The organism is Paenibacillus sp. J22R56, assembly GCF_056269375.1.
This window is the reverse complement of the sequence record NZ_JBWDNV010000002.1, coordinates 357,676-381,771: the sequence shown is the minus strand read 5'-3', so window position 1 is coordinate 381,771 and position 24,096 is coordinate 357,676. Positions and strand designations below refer to the sequence as shown.

Annotated in this window: 30 protein-coding genes; 3 read left to right on the top strand and 27 right to left on the bottom strand. The window is 45.3% G+C overall.

The annotated features are described in order from the left end of the window. Positions 1-24 precede the first annotated feature (24 nt). From AC0YNT_RS05680 to AC0YNT_RS05585, 20 genes are all read right to left on the bottom strand, one after another. Entirely contained in the window at positions 25-321 is a 297-nt protein-coding gene (locus tag AC0YNT_RS05680; RefSeq protein WP_475803691.1) for a 2Fe-2S iron-sulfur cluster-binding protein, read from the bottom strand. A 45-nt stretch (positions 322-366) separates the two neighbouring features. Then, on the bottom strand, positions 367-546 hold the full coding sequence (locus tag AC0YNT_RS05675) for a DUF2768 family protein (protein WP_475803690.1): 180 nt from the start codon (positions 544-546) through the stop codon (positions 367-369). Positions 547-667: 121 nt separating this feature from the next. Further along, complete coding sequence (locus tag AC0YNT_RS05670) at positions 668-940, bottom strand: stage VI sporulation protein F (RefSeq protein ID WP_167273030.1); 273 nt, start codon at positions 938-940, stop codon at positions 668-670. Positions 941-1,034: 94 nt separating this feature from the next. Beyond that, positions 1,035-2,069, bottom strand: a complete 1,035-nt coding sequence (locus AC0YNT_RS05665; protein ID WP_475803689.1) for an NAD(P)H-dependent glycerol-3-phosphate dehydrogenase — start codon at positions 2,067-2,069, stop codon at positions 1,035-1,037. Between the two features lie 7 nt (positions 2,070-2,076). Further along, positions 2,077-2,676, bottom strand: coding sequence for a glycerol-3-phosphate 1-O-acyltransferase PlsY (plsY, locus tag AC0YNT_RS05660; protein WP_475803688.1), 600 nt, complete (start codon positions 2,674-2,676; stop codon positions 2,077-2,079). 12 nt (positions 2,677-2,688) lie between these two features. Then, entirely contained in the window at positions 2,689-4,011 is a 1,323-nt protein-coding gene (der, locus tag AC0YNT_RS05655; RefSeq protein ID WP_475803687.1) for a ribosome biogenesis GTPase Der, read from the bottom strand. An 80-nt stretch (positions 4,012-4,091) separates the two neighbouring features. Then, on the bottom strand, positions 4,092-4,271 hold the full coding sequence (locus AC0YNT_RS05650; protein ID WP_475803686.1) for a capping complex subunit for YIEGIA: 180 nt from the start codon (positions 4,269-4,271) through the stop codon (positions 4,092-4,094). Continuing rightward, entirely contained in the window at positions 4,264-5,178 is a 915-nt protein-coding gene (locus AC0YNT_RS05645) for a YIEGIA family protein (protein WP_167273013.1), read from the bottom strand. Before AC0YNT_RS05645 ends, AC0YNT_RS05650 begins: the two co-directional genes overlap by 8 nt. Next, positions 5,175-5,825: a YphA family membrane protein gene (locus tag AC0YNT_RS05640; protein WP_475803685.1), complete on the bottom strand. Its 651-nt coding sequence runs from the start codon at positions 5,823-5,825 to the stop codon at positions 5,175-5,177. Before AC0YNT_RS05640 ends, AC0YNT_RS05645 begins: the two co-directional genes overlap by 4 nt. A 124-nt stretch (positions 5,826-5,949) precedes the next feature. Next, on the bottom strand, positions 5,950-7,191 hold the full coding sequence (rpsA, locus tag AC0YNT_RS05635) for a 30S ribosomal protein S1 (protein WP_475803684.1): 1,242 nt from the start codon (positions 7,189-7,191) through the stop codon (positions 5,950-5,952). 79 nt (positions 7,192-7,270) lie between these two features. Beyond that, entirely contained in the window at positions 7,271-7,846 is a 576-nt protein-coding gene (locus AC0YNT_RS05630) for a lysophospholipid acyltransferase family protein (RefSeq protein WP_475803683.1), read from the bottom strand. Between the two features lie 4 nt (positions 7,847-7,850). Beyond that, positions 7,851-8,555 (bottom strand): (d)CMP kinase, encoded by a 705-nt coding sequence (cmk, locus tag AC0YNT_RS05625; protein WP_475803682.1) that lies wholly within the window; start codon positions 8,553-8,555, stop codon positions 7,851-7,853. A gap of 368 nt (positions 8,556-8,923) precedes the next feature. After that, a complete protein-coding gene (locus AC0YNT_RS05620) occupies positions 8,924-9,106 on the bottom strand; it encodes a hypothetical protein (protein WP_475803681.1) in 183 nt (60 codons plus the stop codon). Between the two features lie 68 nt (positions 9,107-9,174). Then, positions 9,175-9,828, bottom strand: a complete 654-nt coding sequence (locus AC0YNT_RS05615) for a flagellar brake protein (protein WP_475803680.1) — start codon at positions 9,826-9,828, stop codon at positions 9,175-9,177. A 60-nt stretch (positions 9,829-9,888) separates the two neighbouring features. Next, positions 9,889-11,247 (bottom strand): germination protein YpeB, encoded by a 1,359-nt coding sequence (gene ypeB, locus AC0YNT_RS05610; RefSeq protein ID WP_475803679.1) that lies wholly within the window; start codon positions 11,245-11,247, stop codon positions 9,889-9,891. Positions 11,248-11,320: 73 nt separating this feature from the next. Further along, positions 11,321-11,476 (bottom strand): hypothetical protein, encoded by a 156-nt coding sequence (locus AC0YNT_RS05605; RefSeq protein WP_167272991.1) that lies wholly within the window; start codon positions 11,474-11,476, stop codon positions 11,321-11,323. A gap of 50 nt (positions 11,477-11,526) precedes the next feature. Then, complete coding sequence (gene prsW / locus AC0YNT_RS05600) at positions 11,527-12,222, bottom strand: glutamic-type intramembrane protease PrsW (RefSeq protein WP_475803678.1); 696 nt, start codon at positions 12,220-12,222, stop codon at positions 11,527-11,529. Between the two features lie 45 nt (positions 12,223-12,267). Further along, positions 12,268-13,518, bottom strand: a complete 1,251-nt coding sequence (locus tag AC0YNT_RS05595) for a Glu/Leu/Phe/Val family dehydrogenase (protein WP_167272982.1) — start codon at positions 13,516-13,518, stop codon at positions 12,268-12,270. Positions 13,519-13,655: 137 nt separating this feature from the next. Further along, on the bottom strand, positions 13,656-14,270 hold the full coding sequence (locus tag AC0YNT_RS05590) for a genetic competence negative regulator (protein ID WP_167272977.1): 615 nt from the start codon (positions 14,268-14,270) through the stop codon (positions 13,656-13,658). A gap of 198 nt (positions 14,271-14,468) precedes the next feature. Then, positions 14,469-14,798 carry a hypothetical protein gene (locus AC0YNT_RS05585; RefSeq protein ID WP_475803677.1) on the bottom strand — a complete coding sequence of 110 codons (330 nt, stop codon included), beginning with the start codon at positions 14,796-14,798 and terminating at the stop codon, positions 14,469-14,471. A 165-nt stretch (positions 14,799-14,963) separates the two neighbouring features. Here AC0YNT_RS05585 and AC0YNT_RS05580 point away from each other — a divergent pair, with 165 nt between their 5' ends. Continuing rightward, positions 14,964-15,809, top strand: coding sequence for a polysaccharide deacetylase family protein (locus AC0YNT_RS05580; protein ID WP_475803676.1), 846 nt, complete (start codon positions 14,964-14,966; stop codon positions 15,807-15,809). Here the strand turns inward: AC0YNT_RS05580 and AC0YNT_RS05575 are convergent. Both AC0YNT_RS05575 and AC0YNT_RS05570 read right to left on the bottom strand, forming a co-directional pair. Continuing rightward, entirely contained in the window at positions 15,799-16,035 is a 237-nt protein-coding gene (locus AC0YNT_RS05575) for a hypothetical protein (protein WP_167272966.1), read from the bottom strand. The genes AC0YNT_RS05580 and AC0YNT_RS05575 overlap by 11 nt on opposite strands. Beyond that, positions 16,032-16,634, bottom strand: a complete 603-nt coding sequence (locus AC0YNT_RS05570) for a CPBP family intramembrane glutamic endopeptidase (protein ID WP_167272961.1) — start codon at positions 16,632-16,634, stop codon at positions 16,032-16,034. The genes AC0YNT_RS05575 and AC0YNT_RS05570 overlap by 4 nt, the downstream gene beginning before the upstream one ends. Positions 16,635-16,743: 109 nt before the next feature. On the opposite strand from AC0YNT_RS05570, the gene AC0YNT_RS05565 reads away from it, so the two are divergent. Next, the gene (locus AC0YNT_RS05565; RefSeq protein ID WP_475803675.1) at positions 16,744-17,649 is read left to right on the top strand and encodes a hypothetical protein; all 906 of its coding nucleotides are present in this window, start codon (positions 16,744-16,746) and stop codon (positions 17,647-17,649) included. Between the two features lie 8 nt (positions 17,650-17,657). Here the strand turns inward: AC0YNT_RS05565 and AC0YNT_RS05560 are convergent, their stop codons facing one another. Next, positions 17,658-17,984 (bottom strand): rhodanese-like domain-containing protein, encoded by a 327-nt coding sequence (locus tag AC0YNT_RS05560; protein ID WP_475803674.1) that lies wholly within the window; start codon positions 17,982-17,984, stop codon positions 17,658-17,660. Positions 17,985-18,410: 426 nt separating this feature from the next. On the opposite strand from AC0YNT_RS05560, the gene serA reads away from it, so the two are divergent. Continuing rightward, positions 18,411-20,003, top strand: a complete 1,593-nt coding sequence (gene serA, locus AC0YNT_RS05555; RefSeq protein WP_167272947.1) for a phosphoglycerate dehydrogenase — start codon at positions 18,411-18,413, stop codon at positions 20,001-20,003. Positions 20,004-20,054: 51 nt separating this feature from the next. Here serA and AC0YNT_RS05550 read toward each other — a convergent pair whose 3' ends face one another. The 4 genes from AC0YNT_RS05550 to AC0YNT_RS05535 form a co-directional block, all read right to left on the bottom strand. Then, positions 20,055-20,639 (bottom strand): hypothetical protein, encoded by a 585-nt coding sequence (locus AC0YNT_RS05550; protein ID WP_475803673.1) that lies wholly within the window; start codon positions 20,637-20,639, stop codon positions 20,055-20,057. Between the two features lie 24 nt (positions 20,640-20,663). Further along, positions 20,664-21,155, bottom strand: coding sequence for a DinB family protein (locus tag AC0YNT_RS05545; RefSeq protein ID WP_475803672.1), 492 nt, complete (start codon positions 21,153-21,155; stop codon positions 20,664-20,666). Positions 21,156-21,398: 243 nt separating this feature from the next. Continuing rightward, positions 21,399-22,058 (bottom strand): hypothetical protein, encoded by a 660-nt coding sequence (locus AC0YNT_RS05540; protein ID WP_475803671.1) that lies wholly within the window; start codon positions 22,056-22,058, stop codon positions 21,399-21,401. A 36-nt stretch (positions 22,059-22,094) separates the two neighbouring features. After that, entirely contained in the window at positions 22,095-23,426 is a 1,332-nt protein-coding gene (locus AC0YNT_RS05535) for an arsenic transporter (RefSeq protein WP_475803670.1), read from the bottom strand. Positions 23,427-24,096: the final 670 nt, after the last annotated feature.

The window sequence follows — 24,096 nt, the reverse complement described above, 5'->3', positions numbered from 1 at the left end:
CTTAGTCCCTTTAACACGTCAGAATCAGAAATACGGCTTGTTAATCGCTTTGATCGATATATCTTTATTATTCACGATAGCCTGACAAGCAAGACGGTATCCTTCTTCGAACTCCTCCGGCTCCAACCGATCCCATTCCGCATCCGTAATTCCTGCGAGACCAGCTGCCCCCTCTTCAATGAAACAGCGACATCTTGCACAAGTTCCACGTGTACAATTCGAGGACCAGTCAACCTTCGCCTTTAACGCGTGCCGAAGCAGCGACTCACCAACCTCTGGATCGACAATCGCGGTTTTTGTTCTCCCCTTTAGTTCAATCATGAGACAATGATTCCTTTCACACCGGCATTATGTACGTTCATGCAGCTACAAAATCGCGATTAATCCACATAGAAAACCAAATATAAGCAAAATAAAAGAAATAAAGGATAAAGAAAATTTAAGTACGCCCTTTGTCTTTAATCGGGCAAATGTAATCATAACGGCGGCGATCGCCATCAACCCTATTCCGATTAAAGATACCCACATCTTCGTCATTGGATCCATGAACTAATCTACTCCTAATCGATAACCGTGATAAATGCAACAATTATTATAACATCAAGTACAAAAAAGGACAAAAAAACCCAAAAGCTGCTGAAAAAGAGCAGCTTTTGGGCGTTTTGTGTTACTTGATCATCATTTTGATCAGCGATTCTATACCGCCTATGCTCATGCCGCTTGCTTTCACGGCCTTCACAATATCATTCATCGTTTTATCCGAGACTGGAACCTTTGCCATATCCGAAACCTGCTTAATCAGCTTGCGAAGCTCTTCTTCATTCTGCATCGTTGATGCCGATACACCGTTCGCTAATTTTTTAACCGCATTCTCGGAAATGTTTTTCCCCGTTTTCTTGTTTATTGCATTAAGAACATCTTTGGAAATATCTTTAGCCATTCTATTCCCCTCCTTCGATGTCGCTGCGGACCATATAAGCATTAGCCTTGCAACATCATATGAGAGGGGGAATTGAATGGTATAGGCGCATGTCTTAGTCTAGCTGTTCAATTTCATGGGTCTTTAACCGGCCCATCAAATTCTCAACCGCTGATTTTGGTGAATTATTCGCGAACAAGACACTATACAGCTCAGCCGTAATCGGCATTTGAACGTTATATTGCTTAGCAAGCTCATTAGCTGCACGTGTTGTACGAACCCCTTCGACAACCATGCCCATACGTTCCAGCACTTCATCAAGAGGCGTACCGTCTGCCAGCATGGAGCCTGCACGCCAGTTCCTGCTATGCTGGCTCGTACAAGTTACAACTAAGTCACCAACGCCAGCAAGACCTGCAAAGGTAAGCGGGTTGGCCCCCATTGCAGTGCCAAGTCGGCTGATCTCTGCAAGACCACGGGTTAACAGTGCTGCCTTGGCATTATCGCCAAAGCCAAGGCCATCTGATAAGCCCGCGCCAAGCGCGATAATATTTTTAATAGCACCCGCTACTTCAACGCCTACCACATCCGGATTCGTATAAACACGGAAATCGGTGTTCATGAAGGCATCTTGTGCCTGCTCGGCCGCTTTCAGATCAGCCGACGCGACAACAACCGTTGTCGGCTGTTTGCGAATAACCTCTTCCGCATGACTTGGGCCGGAGAGGACCACGATCTTCTCCGCAGGACGGTCAAGCTCCTCCGCAAGTACGGTCGTCATCCGTTTCAACGTATCGGCTTCAAAGCCTTTTGTCGCATGGACAACCAATGTATCTTCCGTTAGATATGGAGCGGCTTGCTTCGCAACCAACCGCATAGCAGACGAAGGAGCTACGAATAACGCTAGCTCTGCTCCTTGCAGCGCTTCCTGCATATCTGTTGTCGCATACAGCGATTCCGGCAGAATTACGCCAGGTAAATACTTCTCATTCGTACGGCTCGTATTCATCTGCTCCGCATGCTCAGCAGAACGCGTCCATAGCTGTACGTTGTAGCCGTTGCTCGCCAGTACAGCAGCAAGCGCAGTTCCCCAGCTTCCTGCCACTAGAACCGCAGCACGCCCTTTATGTTCCGTCTTTACTTGCGTCATCTGCCAATCACGATCCTTTCTTAGCTCCTAGCTTGTTCTCCGTTCCTTGCAGCAGCTTCACGATATTCGAACGATGACGCCAGAATGCAAATAAGCACAGAATAAGACTAACCGTTAATACGGGAGCGGAATAATAAAAAATCGCAATAAGGACAGGCGTCAAAGCCGCGAAAATAAGTGATCCAAGCGATACGTAACGCGTAATGGCAATGACGATAATCGTAACAACACCAGCAACAAGGGCCGGTACAAAGGCAAGCGCACAGATTGCGCCAATTGTAGTCGCAATCCCTTTGCCTCCTTTGAAGTTGAAGTAGATCGGCCAATTATGCCCCATAATAGCAGCGAGACCACATATTGCGGATGTCCAGTCATCCTGTCCCAGCCAGTGGCCGATCCATACAGCAGCAATCCCTTTACCTAAATCAAGCACAAAGCAAAGCAGGCCTGGGCCTTTGCCCAGAACACGAATGGTGTTTGTTGCGCCTGCATTGCCGCTGCCATGCTCCCTGATATCGATGCCTTTGACTAATCTGGCAATAACAATGCTAAACGATACCGAGCCTAGCAAATAACTCAGAATAACCGCGATTACAGCGTATATCAAGCTTCTTCTCCCCTAATCTTCATCGGACTTCCGTCTTGTAAACAGACGGACAGGCGTTCCTTCGAAATCGAAGGCTGCACGAATCTTATTCTCCAAGTAACGCTCGTAAGAGAAATGCATCATCTCCGGATTGTTTACGAAGATAACGATCGTAGGCGGCTTGGTCGCCACTTGCGTCACATAGTTGATTTTGAGGCGCTTACCTTTGTCAGTTGGCGGCGGGTTATAAGCAACCGCATCCGATACGACATCATTAAGCAGATGCGTCTGAATCCGCATCGCATGTTGTTCCGATACATGGTTAACAACAGGGAGCAGCTTATGCAAACGCTGTTTTGTTTTCGCAGATAGGAAGACAATTGGTGCATACGTCATAAACAGGAAGTGGTCACGGATATTTTGTGTGAACGCCTGCATCGTTTTATCATCTTTATCAACGACATCCCACTTGTTCACGACAAAGATTGAAGCTTTACCCGCCTCATGTGCATAACCGGCAATATGTTTATCCTGCTCGATAATGCCCTCTTCCCCATTAATGAGCACAAGTACAACATCGGCACGCTCAATTGCTTTCATCGCGCGCATAACGCTGTACTTCTCTGTAGACTCATACACTTTACCACGTTTACGCATACCGGCCGTATCAATGAGTACATACCGCTGGCCATCTTTCTCGAATGGGGTATCGATTGCATCACGCGTTGTGCCCGCGACGTCGCTGACAATAACACGCTCTTCCCCAAGAATGGCGTTAACAAGCGAGGACTTCCCTACATTCGGGCGGCCGATCAGGGCTACACGAATAACGTCGTCATCATAGCCGTCATCCTCAAGCTCCGGAAGCTTCTCAATAGCCGCATCAAGCAAGTCGCCGATACCAAGTCCATGCGAACCAGATATTGCGATTGGTTGACCAAAGCCTAAGCCGTAAAATTCATAGACCTCATCCATCCGGTTTAAGTTGTCCACTTTATTGACAGCAAGAACAACCGGTTTACGGGAACGGAACAGCATTTGTGCCACTTCTTCGTCCGCATGTGTAATGCCTGTTTTGGCGTCGCACATGAAGATGATGACATCCGCTTCCTCGATTGCAAGCTCTGCCTGCATCCGGACTGATTTCATAATTTCATCTTCACCATCAATTTCAATACCGCCTGTATCTACGATGCTGAATGCTTTACCATTCCATTCTCCTGGGCTATAAAGACGGTCCCGGGTTACGCCCGGTTTATCTTCAACAATTGCCAGACGATCGCCAACCACCCGGTTAAAAATGGTGGATTTGCCCACATTCGGGCGACCGACTATTGCAATAACGGGTCTTGCCATAGCTGAATGCTCACTCCTTCAGAAATACTCACGCTTAACATCATAGCAAAAAACAACGTTCTTGGCTAACTTTTCATCTTTTAGTGATGGTTTACGATAATAATCGTACCGTTTTTCAAGTCATGCGCACTGGCATCCAATATTTTCTCCAACAGAAAAGCAGTCTGCTGCATCGCTGCCTCATCAGGAGCTATAAAGATAGGAGCCCCACCACCAATTTTATCAGCTTCAAGAGATACAACTGCAATAATCTTAGCCATTATTAGCTGCCTCCTTATTTACCGACGCTTCTGTAGGCATACGAACAGCCGATTCTAGAATAGGCACCTTATTGATAATAAGCAGCGCTTTCTCCACATCCATATCCTGCGGCAGGAAAAATATCGCCATCCGCCCGTCTTTCATATCCAGCTTAGCCATTGGAATTAATGCCGGCTCTCCGTCATCACGATATACACCTAAGATCGTGGACAAATCATAAAGAATAGCCTGCCGCTGTCCCAAATTGCTAATCGTTACTTTGCCATTGGGATTATAAGGCGTCAGAATAAATCCCATTCCCCGTTCTTTAATGATTTCTTGGTTCGCTTGAAGGCCAACGTTCATGATATAGATATCACCAACAAATAGATCCGGTCCGTCAACCCGCACTTCTGCGCTTTCCGCACGAACGATATGGGACATGGCTTTACCCGATTTCAAATACTGAACAAACAGGAGAGATAGGATGCCGCCTACTACCCCAAAGTAGATATTCCAGACAATGGCGAACAGGCTTGTAACAAGTGCCGTCATAATAACCAGGTAGTTTCGTCCTTCAAACACCATTGCAATGCCTTCTATGTAGGTCGATCCACGAGGGACTAGCTCCATGCTGTCAATCTTCGTCAGCGTCGTCCGCTCCATGCTCCTCACATCCCTAAACTGCTGTGCCGCGAGCGACAGGAAGGTGATAGCCGTGTAGTCTTTATTGTAAAGTGCCGGTACGGCAACTGCACCAAGCGCTGCAGCAATAACACCAAGAGAGATATGGATTATTCTTCCATGCGGGTAAGTTGGGTATTGCCTGTAATCGGTACGCAGCATAAGAAGACGGGATACAATACCAAAAACGATACCCATCAATACGCCGATCAACATTTTATGTTCCACCAAATAAGCATTCATTCCGATGAGCTTCCTCCTTTATTCCTCCATGGTATGGCTATAAATCGAACTACGCCTGCACGTGCAGCCAAAAAGACAAGACTGACGACTCTGGAGGCGGCAAAGGCAATCCAAACACTGTCCCACCATTGCAAGGAGCCAATGGCAGCTTCATATATGTTTCTCTGCAGCAAGGCATGAACCAGCTCCGCAGTCGCGCCTGCGAACAAGAGAACCGTGAATTGATGCTGACCTTTCGATGAGAAAGCAGAAGCCAATACTCCCGCTACAATCGGCCCGTCCAATAATGGATCCAGCCAGAAGAAGACCGGATCAACATTATACATCTTCCTTACACTGCCCCAAATCATACCGGCTAGGAGCGCACAGACCAGCAAATATCCTCTCGAATCCCACACTAATGGACCACGCATGGCAAGCAAGGCAATCAGCATAAGCAGAATGGTGCCTGCGTAGAGGTGGATCTGAACATTTCCTAGATGAAAGGTTTCCTGTATAGGCTGTAGAGTTACGCACACTGAGAGCGCAATAATGAACCACTTTTTGTTCTTCATAGGCAGCCCTACAAAGTCTGACCATCCTGTTGTCATTAATATAAAAGCCATTAGCATAATCCAAATTGAAATATATCCGGCATTCACCAGCATGATCACCTCTCGTCGACCTATTATGCTCCAAATAAAAGGTGCTATTCCCGATTTTTTCAAATTGAACATAGAAAAGAGGCTAACCCTGTAATAAGGATTAGCCTCTTAAAGTCAACGATATTAATTATTTCAATTTGCTCAGCTTGTCGCCGAAACGTTCTGCCAGGGAGTAGCTCATGCTCGAGCTGTTCAAGCTGACATTCGGGTTGTTACCCAAATCTTCTGCTTTCACTGGACGCTCGCCGCGTTGTGGTCTGCCACCGCCTGCTTTAGGTGCTTTTTGTTCAGAAGCCGATTGCTCTGGTGCTTCTTGAGTTTCTTTAATGCTTAGGCTGACACGCTTCTCAGCAGAGTTGAAATCAAGCACTTTCGCTTGCACTTCTTGGCCCTCTTTCAATACTTCGAAAGGAGTCGCGATGTGGTGGTGAGCGATTTGCGAGATGTGTACAAGACCTTCAACACCTGGTGCGATTTCAACAAAAGCGCCAAATGTTACAAGGCGGCGTACAGTACCTGTAACGATATCGCCTACATTGAATTGGCCTGCAGCCGATTCCCAAGGACCTGGTTGAGCAGCTTTCAAGCTCAGGCTGATTTTACCAGCAGCTGGGTCAACTTTAAGTACTTTAACAGTAACCGCTTGACCTTCCGAAACAACATCTTTCGGATGTGCCACATGCTGCCACGACAGCTCAGATACGTGAACCAGACCGTCGATGCCGCCGATGTCTACGAATGCACCAAATGGAGTCAAGCGTTGTACAGTACCTTCCAGCTGCGCTCCAACTTGCAGACCAGCGATTACTTGTTGTTTGTTTTGTTCGAACTCAGCGTCCAGTACTTCTTTCGCAGACAGGATCACTTTGTTGTTCTCACGGTCAATTTCTTTAACTTTAACGCGGAGCGTACGGCCTTTGTAATCGCTGAAGTCTTCAACGAAATGACGTTCAACCATCGAAGCTGGAATGAAGCCGCGTACGCCAACATCAGCGACAAGGCCGCCTTTTACAACGTCAGCAACAACTACTTCAAATACTTCTCCGCTCTCGAAACGGGATTGCAATCCGTCCCAAGCTTTTTCGCCGTCGATCAGGCGTTTCGACAGAACGAGTTTTTCTTTCTCGTCGTCGATGCTAACTACTTTCAGTTCAACCTCTTGGCCAACTTGAACAGCTTCGCTCGCATTGCCCAGTTGAATCGCGGAAAGTTCGCGAACCGGGATGACACCGTCATATTTATATCCAAGGCTTACATAAGCTTGGTTATCATCGATTTTGACGATCGTGCCTTTTACAGTATCGCCTTTTTTCAAGGACACAAAGTTGTCCATAGCTGCTTGGTCTTGAACATTGATTTCTTCTGACATGGAAATAACCTCCTCAATTCATACCCCAACTTTATTTAAATCTACTTTCTCATATAGAAAGCAGTATTTAAAACGACTGTTATTTGTTCTTCTTAATCATCTCATAAATGCGAGACATAATGGCGTCCGTAATACGGTCCAGCTTATCCGGAGAGGATTCATTAATAATAGCAGAAATATCAACTGGTTGGCCGTAGTATACTCTCACTTTACGGAATAGCTTATAATTGCCCACTACCGCTACAGGAATAATGGTTGCACCGCTGCGGTAAGCAATCATAGCTGCGCCTTTCTTAGCAGCACTTCCGTCCGTGTTCCTTGTTCCCTCAGGGAAGATACCCATTACTTTCCCCTCGCCTAGAAGGTTAAGTGCAGAGCGGATCGCATCTTTGCCGACACCTCTCTTAACAGGAAATGCGCCCCAAGCCCGGATCAAAGGACCAAAGACTGGAATCTTGAACAGCTCTGATTTGGCCATGTAATGAACCTTGCGTGGTACCCTTATACCGACAGCCGGCGGGTCCAGAAGGCTCAAATGGTTTGAGCACAGGATTACGGAGCCATCTTTGGGGATGTTCTCGAGCCCTGTTACTTCGAGTCTGAACAATATTCCATACAGGAAACTGAACAATGCTCTAAAAATTCGATATAACATTAGTTTACTTCGCCTCCGCCAATTTGGTTCGGCTTAATTTCACAATTGCTGCCGCAACTTCATCGATTGACATTGACGTGCTGTCGAGCACGATAGCGTCCTTCGCACAAATAAGCGGGGACAACTCGCGTTGCTCATCCAAACGATCACGTTCCGCGATTTCTTGCTCAAGCTGCTCCAAGGAGATCGATTGTGTTTCCGACACTTCCTTATAACGGCGAAGAGCACGCTCTTGTACGGATGCGGTGAGGAAAATTTTAAGTTCCGCGTTCGGCAGTACATGGGAACCGATATCCCGGCCGTCCATTACTACACCTTTGCGTTCTGCTAATTGCCGCTGCAACGTGCCCAGCAGTTCTCTGACAGTTTCATTCGCAGCGATATGCGAAACCGCAAGGTTTACCTCACGAGAACGGATGAGATTTGTTACATTCTCGCCATTTAGAAATACGGCTTGACCGCTTTCACTCGGTGCCAGCTTAATGTCCAGCGTCTTCGCGAGTGCGGAAAGCTTCTTACTGTCCTGAGGTACAATAGCTGCCCTCTGGGCACTAAGTGTAACGGCTCGATACATTGCTCCTGTATCAATATAAATGTAATCTAGCTGTTCGGCAACCTTGCGCGCGACCGTACTCTTGCCTGCACCGGCAGGACCGTCAATCGCAATGTTAATCCGGTCGCTGTCACCGTCTTGCTGCATCACCAACATCCTACCTCCTTAGTTAAATGGCTGGCCGAATGCTGATGTGATGCGAGCATCTGCCTCTCAAGCATTAGCGGCTTGGCCCGTTCTAGCGGTCCATAAACAATGAAATATAACCGGTACTATGTATAAGTTATACTTCAAGGTGAAACGGCTTCGCTGTTATCTGATAGCGGGGCGCGTTTCATTCCAATGAATTCTAAGCATTATTTATAAAATGAAACTTATAAATTCTTAGCCTTATTGAAACCAAGAAAATCTTAGAATCCAAGAAAAAAGCAGGCACCGCCTGCATCGTGAAAATTATACCACACAATAAATACAGATGCAAAAACGGAAACCGCCCAAAGTCGCTGTTACAGCGCCTAAACAGCCTATCGATAGGCTGTACCTTCCCAGCGGTCAACCGCCGTCAATAAGTGTCGAAGCATGTCATTTTGAAGCAACAGCTGTGCTCCTATAACACCTACTATTAATACAACGGCAATCCAAACCAGACGTCTGGACACCATATCAATCTGCTGTTTTAATTGCTCTTCATCTTCTGTAATCCGCATGGGCAACTCTTCCTTTTTTTGCTATTTCATCGATAGGATGCCAAGGTCGCCTGCTTCTTATACAATCATTATCTGCCGCGGAATTCCAGTTGTCTTTCAAAGCAATATCTAATTATTTTCTGCCGTTCACTGTCGCTAATAGTTATAAATTTACTCATGACTTGCTTGCGTCCTGTTACGAGGTCAACTACTCTGACAACCTCTGCCTTGAAAGAGGAATGCTCAATGGTGCCGTTCTTGTATGGAATAAGCAGCCAGCAGTCCATCTCCATGCCAGGTTTAACCGGCCACTTGCTATCACAAATATAGGAAATGCCTCCACCACCTACATCATCCGTTACGGTAACAAAACGGATATTGCCGGATAAATTAACCGCGATTTCAAGATCTGCGGCAACCCGCAGGAAATGCCTGCGCTGCACCTTCGTAATCCGATCCGGATCAGGCTTGCGAATCTTTATCATCTTTACAACATCATCACGAAAGCCAATTACATGCGAATCGAAATAATGTTTAATCCCATCTTCTGATAAGTAGTAAACCGACAGCTCGTCCCCTAAAAAAAGCCGTTTCATACGGCTGGTCGTCAAATTTATTGGATTCTCAATTAACAAACCATCTTCCAGCTCGTCAGCAATTCTAGCTTTGTACTGGGCAGCTGCCTCTTCTTCGTCAGCAGAAGCGATCTCGAAAAACAACATTTGATTTACTCTAGGCAACAATTGGCTCCCCTCCCATATTGGTGTTTATTATAACACGTCAATTTGAGGGGAGCCATATCGTTATTTGCCGGAACTTGTCCGTTTGTCGAGTGGTGACAGCTCCTCGATCGATTCTTCGACACCGGTCTCCGAATTGATATAGATCCGGTAATCACTGCCATTCACCCGACCGGTGAACTCATAACAAAGTGTTTCCTCACCCATCTCGTTTAAGATGAGTGCCATCTGGTCATTAGCTACTTTAAATTCCGGATTCAGCGCTTTTCTCGCTTCTGCCTTCGTCAGCTTTGCTTTAGGCAATCTGCGCTCATGATGCTCATAGACATAATCATTTGCCTGAAGGCCAACCGCTTCACCATTATCAAGGGCAACCTTGACAGTCACCTTTTCTGGATAAATCAAGACGTCATTCTGCGTGCTTACGAATGTAAAGGCACCCGTATTCTCGTACATGTTGTAGCTAACTGCCCGCATTCCTTTAAATCCATGATCGCCGAGGAACTTTTCAGCTGCCGCCTGCGCTTTGTCCTGATTGATTTTCTTCTCGCCAATATCACGGGAATCCATAAACCAGATCAGCTTGCCGCCTTTTTGCGTATAGTCCATCTGCATCTTCTGACCTGTTCTAGGATCGGTTACAGAAGCAGAGTAAGAGGAATATTCTGTCCCTTTGCCGTTCTCTACCACACGGATCTCTTTAGGCTCCGTGCCCATAAATTCAGAAACATGCTTTTTGATATCATCAGCTGTTACCATTTTACCGCTTAACATATTAATTGAACGCTTCTGATACATGCTTGCAACTGATGGACCCCAGTTAATTTCTGGATATTCACTTACTTTTTTGTCCACCGTCTTGAAGCCGTCAATGATTGTATTGTCATTCGGGGAGTTTTGTTTGGCAAGCGCCACTTCTACGTCCATCCAGCGCAGATGATCGCTTAACACCTTCTCCTGCATCGCAAATAGATTTTTCGAGATATCTTCGGAGTTAGCATATAACGTTTTTAACGTTTTGAATTCATCCGGAGATAAGGGTTGCTTCGACAAATCACGAACCGACGTTTTGTATGCAAAATTCGCGATCCGCGATAAAAAGTCTTCTGCTTCATTAAACGGCAGCATCGTTAAAGGAAGCTGGTTAATCTCGTTCTGCGCTTCACTTGTGAGGCGCCACACATTAACAAGCCCTTTACGGTGGTAGCTTTGAGATGTAGAGTTAACCGCCAGCGTATTACCGAGCTGCTGATGCAGCTGCTCAACATGATAGGTTAAATCATGAAAGGCACGCTGGTACTGATTCTCCGCCTTAATTAGAATCGAGTTTTTCTCCTGATGCTCTTGATAGCCCCAATACACTGAACCAATTAAGAAAAGGGTCATAACGGGAAACAACACCGCGCTTAGCCGTTTATACATAACAAAAAAGCTCCTTTCTTCTACCAAACCTAGCGTTAGTTTGGTTTGCAGAAGGGAGCTTTATGCATCTGTGTCAAATGCTGTGTTCTTCAATATCCAAATCATTGATGTTGTTACAGATACATTGCTTGAAGCCGGTATCAATCATACCTTTCTCACGTTTGCCGCGCAGGACAAACTTCTCACCGCATACATTGCATCGAATCGTTACCTTTACCCTTGGTTCCATTCATGCCTCCATCAATATCCAATTATTACATATCAGTATGGACGAAAGCCTTAAAGTTTAATCTCATCTTCCCTGCTAAGGAAGCGGAATGGCGACCTCGAATTGGCACGATTCATTTTGCGGAGGCCCCACACCCATAGAGCGACCATGAAAGGAATAATGACGTAAATCCAATTCGTCTTGAACGAGAGCATTATATAGTCATATGTCCCGTGCAAGAGCAGCGGCAGCGCAAGCGAAATACCCAAATAAATATTCCGCTTTGAAGCTGTGGCGAACTTCGCCTTGCCCACATAATAACCCATCATGACACCAAACAGCGCATGCCCGGACACTGGCAATAATGCACGCATAAGCAATGTGCCATAGGTAGCTGGCGAGTAGATCGCATACAACACATTCTCCAATGTCGCAAAGCCAAGCGAGATTGATGCCGCATAGACGATACCGTCATAAGGCTCGTCAAACTCGGTATGATTATAAATCATGTGGTAAAGGACGAACCACTTTACAAATTCCTCTATTCCCGCGGATTCCAAGAACGAGAACAATACTGGGTGATCTCCAAGCCATAGCTGCAGACCATGCTGGATAACGACGATCGGCACTACTATGAGGACACCGAGCAGAAACATACGAACGACCATATGAATCGGCTCTGCGTCATAACGGTCCTTCAAATATAAATAGGTAAGCAGCGATACACCAGGTGCAACCGCAGCAGTCAGCACTGAAAACAATAGCAATTCGATGTTTCACCTCCCAGGCATCCGGCGTAGCCGCGCCGGCTTTTATACCCAGCCGCGAAAACGTACCGCCTCTGCCATTTTGCGTACGCCAGCCATATAGGCAGCTAACCGCATGTTTACATTTCGAGTTTTGTGTATCTCATATACTTGGTTAAAGCCGCGAATCATCATAACACGCAGCCGGTCATCCACTTCTTGTTCATCCCAATAGAAGCCTTGATTATTCTGGACCCACTCGAAATACGAAACAATGACGCCTCCGGCACTTGCAAGAACATCGGGCACCAGAAGAATGCCGCGTTCTGTTAGTATCCTTGTCGCCTCGAGCGTAGTAGGACCATTCGCTGCTTCTACAACAATCGTCGCTTTAATGCGAGGAGCATTCTCTTCCGTAATCTGATTCTCAATTGCAGCCGGAACAAGCACATCGCAATCAAGCTCAAGCAGATCAGTATTCGAAATCGTCGAAGGGAAAAGATTCGTTACATTGCCGAAGGAATCACGCCGATCGAGCAAGTAAGGAATGTCTAATCCATCTTCATTATACAACGCTCCGTTCACATCGGATATACCAATTACTCTCGCACCGGCCTCATGCATGAATTTGGCAAGATAACTTCCAGCATTGCCGAAGCCCTGAATGACAATTCTTGCCTTATTCAGTTCAATCCCTCTTAATGCGAGTGCCTCATGGATCATAATGACTACCCCACGTGCTGTGGCAGTCTCGCGGCCTCTGGAGCCGCCAAGTACAATCGGCTTGCCGGTGATAAAACCAGGTGAATCAAATTCTCTTATCCGGCTGTATTCATCCAGCATCCAGGCCATAATTTGAGAGTTCGTCATCACATCAGGGGCTGGTATATCTTTCGTTGGACCCACAATTTGGCTGACCGCGCGCACATATCCGCGGCTAAGCCGTTCTAGTTCTCCGAATGACATCTTTCTTGGGTCGCAGATCACGCCGCCTTTGCCCCCGCCGTATGGCAAATCGGCAATACCGCATTTGAGACTCATCCAGATCGATAATGCTTTTACCTCTAGCTCTGTAACATCCGGATGGAACCGCACACCGCCCTTTGTTGGCCCTACAGCATCGTTATGCTGCGCACGGTAACCTTTAAATACTTTCGTTATGCCGGTATCCATCTTAACTGGTATCCGCACCGTTAGAACGCGCATCGGTTCCTTCAAGAGATCAATCATATCTTCTTTGTAGCCAAGCTTCAATAGGGCTTCTTCAATCACAACCTGAGTAGATTTGAGAACATCATGTGTATTTGCATCCGCCATAATTACGTTCACCCGCCTTTGTCTACTTGTAATATGAGCGTGTATACATCACGATATTCCAAAAGTACCCCATTACATGCAAGAAGAGCATCCTGCAGACAATCAATTGTCTGCCGATGCTCTATCCCATGTGCTTCTCAATTATAGAAATGAGTGCAAATTTCCCGCACAGCTTGAGATGGCATAATGACTTTGCCGTATTCCTCAAGCATGGCGTAGGTGACGGATGTCGCTTCTCCATATTCAGCAAGCAGCGCTATAACCGCGTTATGGCGTGCTGTCTCAATCAGAGCAGGCTCAAGCGCTAAAATATATCTGCCGTTGTAAGAGTATAATCTCCCATCTTCCGTCAGAGAGGCCGCTTGCAGCTGTTTGCAGACATTAATGACATCCTCAAAATCTCGAAAGGAGTACATGACGATATCGCTTTGCTCCATCGTAACTTCCATTTCGTATATCTCGTCTTCCGTGTCTTCATCGTCGGTTGCCCGCTCATCGGATACACCGTTCATCTTACCACGGGTGACGATCACCACCATTCCTTGGGCGGGGAGGGCAAACACTTCGACCGCAAGAGGGCCGCTGGCATCGAACCCAAGTTCACTGTATGCTTGTTCCATCATTTCACTGAATAGATCGTGTACTTTGGGAATTTCGCGCCACATGTCTTCCTTCTGGATCCCCCGCTCGAGCAGGTCGTCGAACGTCAGGAAAATCCGTATCTTGTCCTGACTAAGCCGTTCGATTTTCATGACAGGATCCTCCTCTGCAGCATCTGTTGTATATAGCGTATGAAATTATTTGCAGGATGTGATCAAAATGATCAAATCGTACTATGTAAATACTTTATCATGTCTGTCCTCGGATTGCACCTAAATTAGGCAAAAAAAGAATCGTTTGAGCCGCGCAAAATAAGGCGCGAACATCAAGCGATTCCATGAACTACTTCATTAATGCGGTTTGGAAGACGATTCCGCCATGATCTGATTTGTCTGCTCTTTCAGTCCGGGATCACTGTTGATTAAGTGCTCAACCTGCTCCCAGCCTCCTCCTTGCTTTGCGGCGGTATCGTCTGAATGCTTTGGGGCCATTGATGAAGCTGACATTGTCATCTTCATTCCTCGTTTCATCATCATCGATGCAGCACTTTTACCAATCGATGAACACGCACCTGCAAGCGAGCTGGATGCCCACGCTGCCATACCGGGTCTTTTGCGCGACACATATACCGCAGCTGCCATCCCGGCGACTGCACCTAACATAAACCCGCCGATTCTCATGATTTAAGTAACCTCCTTCGGGGATCGTTGCAACAATTATTTTCTCCCTTGCGGGCTCATACATTCTCCTCAAATAAAGGAAACAGGCAACAGGCTTAATCCTATGTTAAGATTGGAATAGTATTTACCAGGTGATCCAACAAACGACAACAAGGCGGAGATTCGATGACGAAAGCACATTTGAGAAAGATCTATGCTGTACTTGCCATAACCGCAATCTTGTCTTCCTGCAGTTCTCCTTCAAAGACGACTACTGTGGAATCAAATCCGGAACCATCAGCAACTTCAACTGACGTGCAAACTGTCCCTAAAGTCACTTCCGAACCCATTCAAACTGCACAGGCTACCCCAAGTCCGACTCCTGAATTGAAGGCACCACTGTATAAAATGACAAGCGTCTACCGGTTCGTCCCCATAGATGAAACAGCCACGACTAAGAAAGCCGTTCTGTTGACATTTGATGATGCTCCCCATAATGAAGAAGTAATCGTAAGCCTGCTTGATACACTTGATAAACATAAAGCAAAAGCAATCTTTTTCGTAAACGGTTACAGAGTCAAGCAGCATCCTGAATTATTGAAAAAAATCAATGAACGCGGTCAAACGATCGGCAATCATTCCTGGGACCATATCGATCTGAAGAAGGAAGATAAAACCAAAGTTGAATCACAATTAGCTGATGTACAATCCGAAGTCAAATCGATTATCGGGAAAGAGCCGCGGTTTTTCCGTCCTCCTTACGGTTCCGGTGGTGGCACTGTAAAAGAAATCGCAAAAAACCACGGCATGTTATACATGACGTGGTCAAATGGTTCGCTGGATTGGGAACAGAAATCGCCTGGAGATCCTAATAAAGTAGTCACCAATGTACTGGACCAGCTCCACCCAGGGGCGAATATATTGATGCATGAATTAACATGGACAGCCTCGGCTTTAGACGATCTCCTTACGAAATTAGAGGAGAAAGGTTATACCTTTATAGATCCCGGAACGATTGAGGTTAATCTGTAAATCGGATGCCATACCAGAAAAGCCCTGCCACTAAACAAACGAATAATAGGAATAACGCATTATAATACCATTTGGTTACTTTTTGAACATTTGAAGGGTGTTTCTTGCGTCTAGGCGGCAGCGCCTCTGCATTCGTGTCGGTCGCGTTGCGAGGCGCAAGACCTGCCGCCTGTTCCTGATGTCCTTTGCCTCTTGAGCTACCGAATTTCTCCACTCTGCTCATCACTGCTCTGTTTGCTCCCTCCTGAATCGAATAATAAGACCCATTATAAAGTCAACAACAAAGTGTGCAAGAATTGGCGCCCATAATGTGCCTGATTCCACGTAAATCCAGCCTAAGCCATAACTAATGGAGAAGACAAGACCAGTAGGTATCCAATGTTTTAGATAACGGACATGAATCGCTGCGAAAATAATACTTGTCCAATAGGGACCAAATGAATGCTGCACAGCCCCCCGGAATAACACTTCCTCACATATGGCAACGACCAGAGAAATAACAGCAATATGCCATACTGGTCTCAAACGGAAGATACGTTCATTGATTCCACCATCGTCCGTCGCTTCCTCGGGAACCCATCTTGAAATGAGAAGGTCCACTACGATAACAGCTGCCCCTAAGCCAAGCCCCCACCATAGGAAATTAAGGTTGTTTGGAATTTGTAATAATTGAAATGGATTTGAACGCTGAAATAATGCCCATATCAAACCGATAATAATAGTAATCGCTTGTGTGACGTAAAGATTCATAAGCAGCATGCGGTCGTCGAGCTCATCGACAGATAACTGACGCACGCGGATATTACGGAGATCGAATTTTTTCATAGCTTCCCGCCTGTCTAGAAGGTCATATTTCCTTTTATGATCATTTCACCTATACTGATAGGGCACAAAATGACGGCATAATCTACTAATACATAGAAGGAGATTTGTGATGGAGAAACGTTTATCTCGTTCCGCAATGATATTTAGTTTGGGGTTTGTCTTTATGCTCGTCTGCGCAGTTGGCGCATTCTTTTACGGCGTAAAGATCGGGACGTCCAAAACGGAAACCAAGTACGAAATGAAGGAATTAAAATCTGCAGCAGTTGAGAACAACACTCCCTATCAGCAGCAGGATCTTGTCTCATTTTATCATACCGTATTTTTGCCTTACCGTGAATTTCTAACCGAATGGGACGATGCGATAAATGACTTTGCACAAGGTCAGTCCAGCAATGCGTCAAGCAGACTGAAGGATTTAGCGGATTTGGCACATTCGCAAAAAGCGGAAGCATCATCGTTTGATATGCAGAACTCACCACTTCTTGGCGATGCACAATCGAACTTCATTAGAAGCCTGGAGCAATTCGAGCAGGCTGCAAAAGCAGCGGCGGCTACCGTGAAGTCAACAGATGGCTCTAAGCTGCAAAGCACCATCGAGCAGGAGCAATCCTATCTGACTGCCGTCCAGCAATCGCTAGCGGCTCAACAATCGTATTACTCAGCCATGCTGAAATGGGGAGCAACCGTTGAACCCAACATTCCTTCCGAATATAAAATGCCGAAGGTCATCGAGATCAAGAAATGGTCTAGCCTTCCGTTAATCGTCAAAAACAAACTTATAGCCGATCAACTTGCTGCCCGCAAGCAGCTTACAATATTTTATCCGCAGGATCTAACGAGCCGGATCGATGACTTTATCGCTTCTGGTCAGCCTTCGAAGATGAATTTGAAATCCATCTCAGCAATTGCTGATCTACTGATTGAGACCGAAGCTGTACGCAGCGGAGATTTTATAACGAACCGTACGAAATTGTACAAGCAAGAGCTCCTGCCCCAGCTTCCATTCTTCTCTTAAGTTTGAGCTTAATCGTATTGAAATCCTTGTAACGAGGCTATAGCAGCCATTCCGCCGGTAACATTGTGGAGGTTGCTGTAGCCTTGTTCTTCTAAATAATTGCAAACGGCCGCACTGCGCACACCATGCGCGCATACAATATATAACGGTTTGTCATCCGAAATGGTTCCGAGACTGTATGGGATCGTATTCATGGGAAGTAAAATGGATGATTCCAAATGATAGTAGTCCCACTCCTGCTGTTCACGCACGTCAATTACCTGCTCCGCTTCAAGCTGCCCCTCTTTAAGCAGCTTCAGCAAAGATTCAGGTTCAAATTCTTTCCATTCGCTCATAGCTGTCTCTCCCCTAACCTCAAGAATATCTCTTGTATTGGTTGAATCATAACGAAAATTTCACATTTGATCAAGTTTACACATTGCAATTGTCCACTACATTGCTATAAAATAAGAACGGTTGTCCCTGTCGCTTTTAAACCCTTGCGTTTTATAATAAAGCGTGCAATTTTTCACACACCAAGGACAACAACAGACATCTACGTTTGCCGCTAGGTGAAACGGTTCAGCAGAGCGCGTTTCATTCCGAAGAAAAAGACGAACTTCTCGTCCGGCTCGCTTTGTTTCTGTGCCGAGACGAGGTTTTTTGTTTTAGCATCCATCTATAAGATCATCAAATAGGCGTGAAGTGCCGACATATCGAGCAAACATACAGTTTGCCTGGTATGTCGGCACTTCACAAAAATTTTAGGAGGCAATCTACATATGTTTAAAGTGTTAGTATCGGATCCGATCAGTGATCTGGGCATCCAACAGCTTGTAGACGCGCAAGATGTAGCAGTCGACAAAAAGCCTGGACTTAGCGAAGACGAATTGGTGAGCATTATTGGTGAATACGATGCCCTGCTTGTACGCAGCCAAACGCGCGTAACACCGCGTATTATGGAAGCTGGCAAACAACTGAAAGTTGTAGGCCGTGCAGGCGTAGGCGTAGACAATATCGATCTTGAAGCGGCAACACAACGTGGTATCATCGTTATTAATGCACCAGATGGCAATACGATTACAACGTGTGAGCATACTTTTGCCATGATGATGGCAGTTGCCCGTCACATTCCACAAGCTTACCTGAAAACAGTTGGCGGCGTATGGGATCGTAAATCTTTCCTTGGTGTTGAACTTCGTAACAAAACGCTTGGTGTACTTGGCATGGGCCGTATCGGTAGCGAAGTAGCAAAACGTGCGAAAGCATTTGGTATGGAAATTATGGGTTATGACCCGTTCATGACGGAAGAGCGTGCAGAGAAGCTTGGCATTAAGCTGGCTACTGTAGACGAGATCGTTCGTAACGCAGACTTTATGACTGTTCATACTCCACTGACTCCTGAGACTCGTCATATGATCGGCAAGAAGCAATTCGAAGTGATGAAGCCTGGTATGCGTATCGTTAACTGTGCACGCGGTGGTATTATTGATGAGCTTGCGCTTGTTGAAGCCGTTGATGCTGGTATCGTTGCTGGTGCAGCATTTGACGTATTCGAAGTTGAGCCGCCGGCTGAAGATCATCCATTCCTGACAAATCCGAAAATCATCGTTACTCCGCATCTTGGTGCATCAACTGTTGAAGCACAAGAGAACGTAGCGATCGACGTATCGGAGCAAGTATTGCACATTCTGCGCAACGAACCTTTCAGCAATGCGGTTAATATGCCTCCTATTCCGGCTAACCTGCAAAGCAAGCTGCAACCATACTACGCTCTGGGCGAGAAACTCGGCAGCCTGGTTGCACAAATTACGGAAGGTGCCGTTCAAGAAATTACAGTTCGTTATTCCGGTGAGCTTGCAGAGGTTGATACTCAGCCGCTGACTCGCTACATTGTAAAAGGCGTGCTGTCGCATCACCTTGGTTCTGACCAAGTTAACGTTGTTAACTCGATGCACCTTGCAAAAGTGCGTGACCTGAACATCGTACAGCAAAAATCGCAGGCTTCCAAAGACTTCACGAACCTGGTAACGGTATCGCTTCGTACGAAGAAGGAAGAACGTATCGTAGCAGGTACACTGCTTACTGGTTACGGTGAGCGCGTTGTACAAATCGATAAGTTCCCTGTTGACGTTACTCCTGAAGGTAACCTGATCCTGATCTCGCATAACGACAAACCGGGCATCATCGGCCGCGTTGGTACACTTCTTGGCAACAACGATGTGAACATCGCTACGATGCAAGTAGGTCGCCAACTGGTTGGCGGTTCTGCAATCATGGTTCTGACTGTCGACAAGAACGCAGGCAAAGAAATCCTCGAGCAACTGACTAACCTGCCTGAAATGAACACAGCGAAAGAAATTTCGTTGTTCTAATAAGAAAAGCGCCGAACATCATTTGATGTTCGGCGTTTTTCTGTTTGGGGTCTACTTCTCCACAATAAATTTAATCTCTGAACTTAATCGGTATTTATTACTCTCTTGACTATTGACCGACTCCTCATAGACCATAAAATCAGCAAAGCCGGAAACGATATATTCACCAGAAGGCAGTGTGCCTTTTCTAGATGCTTCTGTAAATGCTTTTATAAAATTGACGTATTCCTTCAGGTCCTGAGATTCGTCGTATCCGCCGCCGCCTTTGTATGACTCTCTCAGAGCGACCCCCTTTTTTAATGTTGTGACAATAAAAGGGTCATTCATGGCATACTCGATATCATATCCTCTTGTTTCTTCTTTCATGGGGAAATAAAACGGAGACGCAGAATGACCAATTTGGATCTCCTCTTGATCACCTACATACTCTATTTCGGCATAAAGGTTTACTTTTTCTCCGCTGGTATATACCGCTTTTTCCGATACAAGTCTATACACGAAATCCCCTTCCGTTACCTCAGCCTTAGCAACAAGATCGTCATTAGGAGTATTTGCCTCGTTCGATTGATTGGTTTTGCCACCACAACCTGCCACTGCGAACAGGAATGCAAGGACAATCCATATAATGAACCTCATTAAAACCACCTTCATTATTATTTATTAAGTATGACGAGTGTTAGGCTTTATAAGACCCTTGCCAATAAAGTTCGCGGAGACAGGCTTATTGCCAATTTCTCTCGCCCAGATCGACAGCTGGCCAATATGGTGAATTTCATGAGCAATCACGTGACGTATGACTTCTCCCCATGAATAACCGGAAAACTCGCCGTCCTTTTGCTGATCGTAAAACGGCAATGTCTCCATATCCGCTTCCCAAGACTGTAAAAACTCTTCAACTTCTTGGTGGAAAGATGCATCCAGCCTGCGAACCTTCTCTAAACTTCTATAATCCTCAAAGCTTTCCTGAAAATCCGGTTTCCCCTGCAAAGCGCGTATCCAGCTCCACTCTACATCAGCGATATGGAACAACGTATGTAGAATTCCCCCTACTCCACCTGTCCGGATCCGCAGCAGTTCCTCTTCAGGCACGTCTTCACACCAGCGATACCATTCTTCCCTGACCAACCAATTGTAACGGAACATGGTTTGCATACTATTCCACCTCACAATAATGAATGTTCTTTCCTATCATATCAATTCTACACGTGATTGAAAGCCCGATTTATGTTGACCGGGCTTTCACGATGTAAAATACCCACGCTTATAAACTGACTCACTCATAAACTGATGATGTGCTTACCATGACCTTCCTTTCCGAAGGTCTTTTTCTTTTTGTAGAACCAACCGAATTTGTACTGATTTCCTCCTGCACCTATATTCATTCATCGCATCATTCTACCTCGGTACATACAGCGTATGAATATGACCAAGTTGAAGTAATGTGCTGCTTCCGTCAATCTCGATTAAATCAACAATATTATTGCTCATAGATTTGATTACACCTATCCGTTCTGATGGACTACTCCAATCGATAGCAGCCTTATTCCCCTTTTCTTCTTGAAACAGTTCTGCAAACGTTTTAGAACTAACATCAACCGTAACTGTTACTGCGTTTAGTGAGAACGGTGTATAAGAGCTAGGATAAGGGATTAACCATTTCAAATGATCAAGGGCAACATAAATGGTATTGTATATAGGAGAATGTAAGATCAGATAGTCCGTCATCACTTCATTTAAATACCCATGAATGGGTTTATTGCCACATACGGATATTTCTACGAATAAACCTTTTGCATTCTGCAACATTTTAGCTAGTGATATTTGTTCATCTTGCTTTATAAATGGTGTCAAATTAATATCTTTATCATCATCACTCCCAGCTCTTGAGTCTGCTTTGAGACTATGCAGATGGGTCATTGGGATGTAGTAGTAACGCTGCTGATGCAGAAGGACTAACAAATCTTTCCCCGCCTCGATCAACTTCCCATGTTTGGGGCGATTCCCGGATATTTCTACAACCACTTTTTCCGATAGATAGGATGTAAACTCATTCAAAATAAGCCCTCCATTTGCATGCATATCTGTTTTTTTTTAGAACAACCAAGATACCCATAAACTCAATAAGACCAAAGACACGATCACCGTAATTGGAATGACGAGCACAGTAACCTTCAAGTAATTACTCCAGCTCATTTTCACTCCGTCCTTTCTAATAATGTGCATCCACATGATCGTTGCGAGTGTACCAATTGGAAGCAAAAGTGAACCGATATCGCTGCCAATAACACTCGCTAGATACGCAATCTTCAACGTAATTGGATCTAGTCCCATATTCGTTAACGTCAGCGTACCAACCATCAGAGCAGGGTGATTATTAAATAAGTTAGATAAAATACTCATAAGCAGTCCCATCAGCATGCTGGCATGCAGTAAACTACCGGCGATAAGCGGCTGTAGAAAGTGAATAAGCCACTCTGTAAGTCCAAGATTACGAAGACCATAAATGATCACATACATACCAAATGCAAAAATGAGTATATACCATGGTGTCTTCTTGATCATATCAACAGGAGGAATCTTTAAGAAAATCCAACGCCAGGTTAAAAGGAACACGGATCCGATGACAGCCATCAGCGAAACAGGGAAGTTGATATAGGAGGCTACAAATAAGCTAACTCGCACGCAAAAAACGAAAATCAATACATTGCGCATGAATTTCGCACTTCTAACTTTGGGTATATCCCCTTTAAGCGGATGACCTCCCGGTGTTAAGCTCCATTGCGCGATTTGTGGGAGTTTCTTCGGAAGTGTCCGGTAAAAGAGCGCGAACAGAAGCAGAGCCATTACTACTAGTCCAAGCGATGCTGGGACGAACATCATTGCTGTATGCATATACAGATCCATGTGAACGATTTTAAGAGCAATTAAATTTACGATATTACTTACTCCGATTGGAGCGCTTGAAGCTGTCGCTATAAGTGCGCCTGAGAGCAAATAAGGAATCTTTTGATGATTTTTAAGTCCCATACTTCTAAGCAGCATTAATAAAATAGGGGTTGTAATGAGAATACTGCCATCATTATTAACGAAAAGCGTCATTAGAAAACAAAATAAATTGGTTAGCCAGAACAACCTTATACCTGAGCCTCGGGCTTTTCTTAATAAGATTTCGGCAGCCCAATGAAAGAAGCCAAAGCTTTCGAGTACAATCGCCATTACGATCGTTGCTATTATGGTGATAGCAGCTCCACTTATAGTTTCTGTAATAGCTCCCAAGTCACTCAATGATACGGTACCTGTTAACAGTACGATGAATGCACCAACAGATGCTGGTATTGCTTCATTAATATTTGGTTTCCAGAATATGAATCCAATTGTAAGAATGAAGGTACAAATTGTGATTATCGCCATCCAATCAAACATGTTCTAGCCTCTCTTCATACTCAGCTCACTACACTTTCATTTTAATTTCATTACTATTAGAATCCTGATGCCCAAACGATTATTTTCATAGATTCCCTCCCTTCTTATAGCTATAAAACTTGCGATGTACTGTATTTATATGTACAAGACAATTAGCTCGCACTGGTCTATAACCCCTTCTCTATGAAAACCATCTCCTATCAATCATTGATAGATACCCGTTAGTGATACTTGCCAGTAAAAGATACAAGCCTAGCGCCTACTTGCATAAACCGAAAAAGGCAGCACCGTTATATAACTAACGGTGCTGCCTTTTCGGTTGAATTTTGCCCTTTGTGTTTTATCTTTTGTGTTTTATCTTTTGTGTTTTATCTTTTGTCTTTTGTCCTTTATCTTTGGTCTTTTGTCCTTTATCTTTGGTCTTTTGTCCTTGGGTCTTTTGGGCCAGTGTAACGCGGCCCATGGCTCGCGAGGGGGGATAAGGGGTAACGTGCTTGAGGAGCGGAGCGTCCGCCTTTGTCTATCCATTGCCTACCCTAGCCCAACTCTAATCGGAGGCAATGGATAGACAACAGCGGCCGAAAGCACGCTACCCCCGCCACTCGAGCTATCGAGCCTGCTTTTTGCCCTAACCTTTCCACACCACAGATTGGTGTGGCATTAACGATCC

Coding starts and splice junctions, on each gene's coding strand:
- AC0YNT_RS05680 (WP_475803691.1), bottom strand. CDS start 321: ATGATTGAACTAAAGGGGAGAACAAAAACCGCGATTGTCGATCCAGAG.
- AC0YNT_RS05675 (WP_475803690.1), bottom strand. CDS start 546: ATGGATCCAATGACGAAGATGTGGGTATCTTTAATCGGAATAGGGTTG.
- AC0YNT_RS05670 (WP_167273030.1), bottom strand. CDS start 940: ATGGCTAAAGATATTTCCAAAGATGTTCTTAATGCAATAAACAAGAAA.
- AC0YNT_RS05665 (WP_475803689.1), bottom strand. CDS start 2,069: ATGACGCAAGTAAAGACGGAACATAAAGGGCGTGCTGCGGTTCTAGTG.
- der (WP_475803687.1), bottom strand. CDS start 4,011: ATGGCAAGACCCGTTATTGCAATAGTCGGTCGCCCGAATGTGGGCAAA.
- AC0YNT_RS05650 (WP_475803686.1), bottom strand. CDS start 4,271: ATGGCTAAGATTATTGCAGTTGTATCTCTTGAAGCTGATAAAATTGGT.
- AC0YNT_RS05645 (WP_167273013.1), bottom strand. CDS start 5,178: ATGAATGCTTATTTGGTGGAACATAAAATGTTGATCGGCGTATTGATG.
- AC0YNT_RS05640 (WP_475803685.1), bottom strand. CDS start 5,825: ATGCTGGTGAATGCCGGATATATTTCAATTTGGATTATGCTAATGGCT.
- rpsA (WP_475803684.1), bottom strand. CDS start 7,191: ATGTCAGAAGAAATCAATGTTCAAGACCAAGCAGCTATGGACAACTTT.
- AC0YNT_RS05630 (WP_475803683.1), bottom strand. CDS start 7,846: ATGTTATATCGAATTTTTAGAGCATTGTTCAGTTTCCTGTATGGAATA.
- cmk (WP_475803682.1), bottom strand. CDS start 8,555: ATGTTGGTGATGCAGCAAGACGGTGACAGCGACCGGATTAACATTGCG.
- AC0YNT_RS05620 (WP_475803681.1), bottom strand. CDS start 9,106: ATGCGGATTACAGAAGATGAAGAGCAATTAAAACAGCAGATTGATATG.
- ypeB (WP_475803679.1), bottom strand. CDS start 11,247: ATGTATAAACGGCTAAGCGCGGTGTTGTTTCCCGTTATGACCCTTTTC.
- AC0YNT_RS05605 (WP_167272991.1), bottom strand. CDS start 11,476: ATGGAACCAAGGGTAAAGGTAACGATTCGATGCAATGTATGCGGTGAG.
- AC0YNT_RS05595 (WP_167272982.1), bottom strand. CDS start 13,518: ATGGCGGATGCAAATACACATGATGTTCTCAAATCTACTCAGGTTGTG.
- AC0YNT_RS05590 (WP_167272977.1), bottom strand. CDS start 14,270: ATGAAAATCGAACGGCTTAGTCAGGACAAGATACGGATTTTCCTGACG.
- AC0YNT_RS05585 (WP_475803677.1), bottom strand. CDS start 14,798: ATGAGAATCGGCGGGTTTATGTTAGGTGCAGTCGCCGGGATGGCAGCT.
- AC0YNT_RS05580 (WP_475803676.1), top strand. CDS start 14,964: ATGACGAAAGCACATTTGAGAAAGATCTATGCTGTACTTGCCATAACC.
- AC0YNT_RS05570 (WP_167272961.1), bottom strand. CDS start 16,634: ATGAAAAAATTCGATCTCCGTAATATCCGCGTGCGTCAGTTATCTGTC.
- AC0YNT_RS05565 (WP_475803675.1), top strand. CDS start 16,744: ATGGAGAAACGTTTATCTCGTTCCGCAATGATATTTAGTTTGGGGTTT.
- AC0YNT_RS05560 (WP_475803674.1), bottom strand. CDS start 17,984: ATGAGCGAATGGAAAGAATTTGAACCTGAATCTTTGCTGAAGCTGCTT.
- serA (WP_167272947.1), top strand. CDS start 18,411: ATGTTTAAAGTGTTAGTATCGGATCCGATCAGTGATCTGGGCATCCAA.
- AC0YNT_RS05550 (WP_475803673.1), bottom strand. CDS start 20,639: ATGAGGTTCATTATATGGATTGTCCTTGCATTCCTGTTCGCAGTGGCA.
- AC0YNT_RS05545 (WP_475803672.1), bottom strand. CDS start 21,155: ATGCAAACCATGTTCCGTTACAATTGGTTGGTCAGGGAAGAATGGTAT.
- AC0YNT_RS05535 (WP_475803670.1), bottom strand. CDS start 23,426: ATGTTTGATTGGATGGCGATAATCACAATTTGTACCTTCATTCTTACA.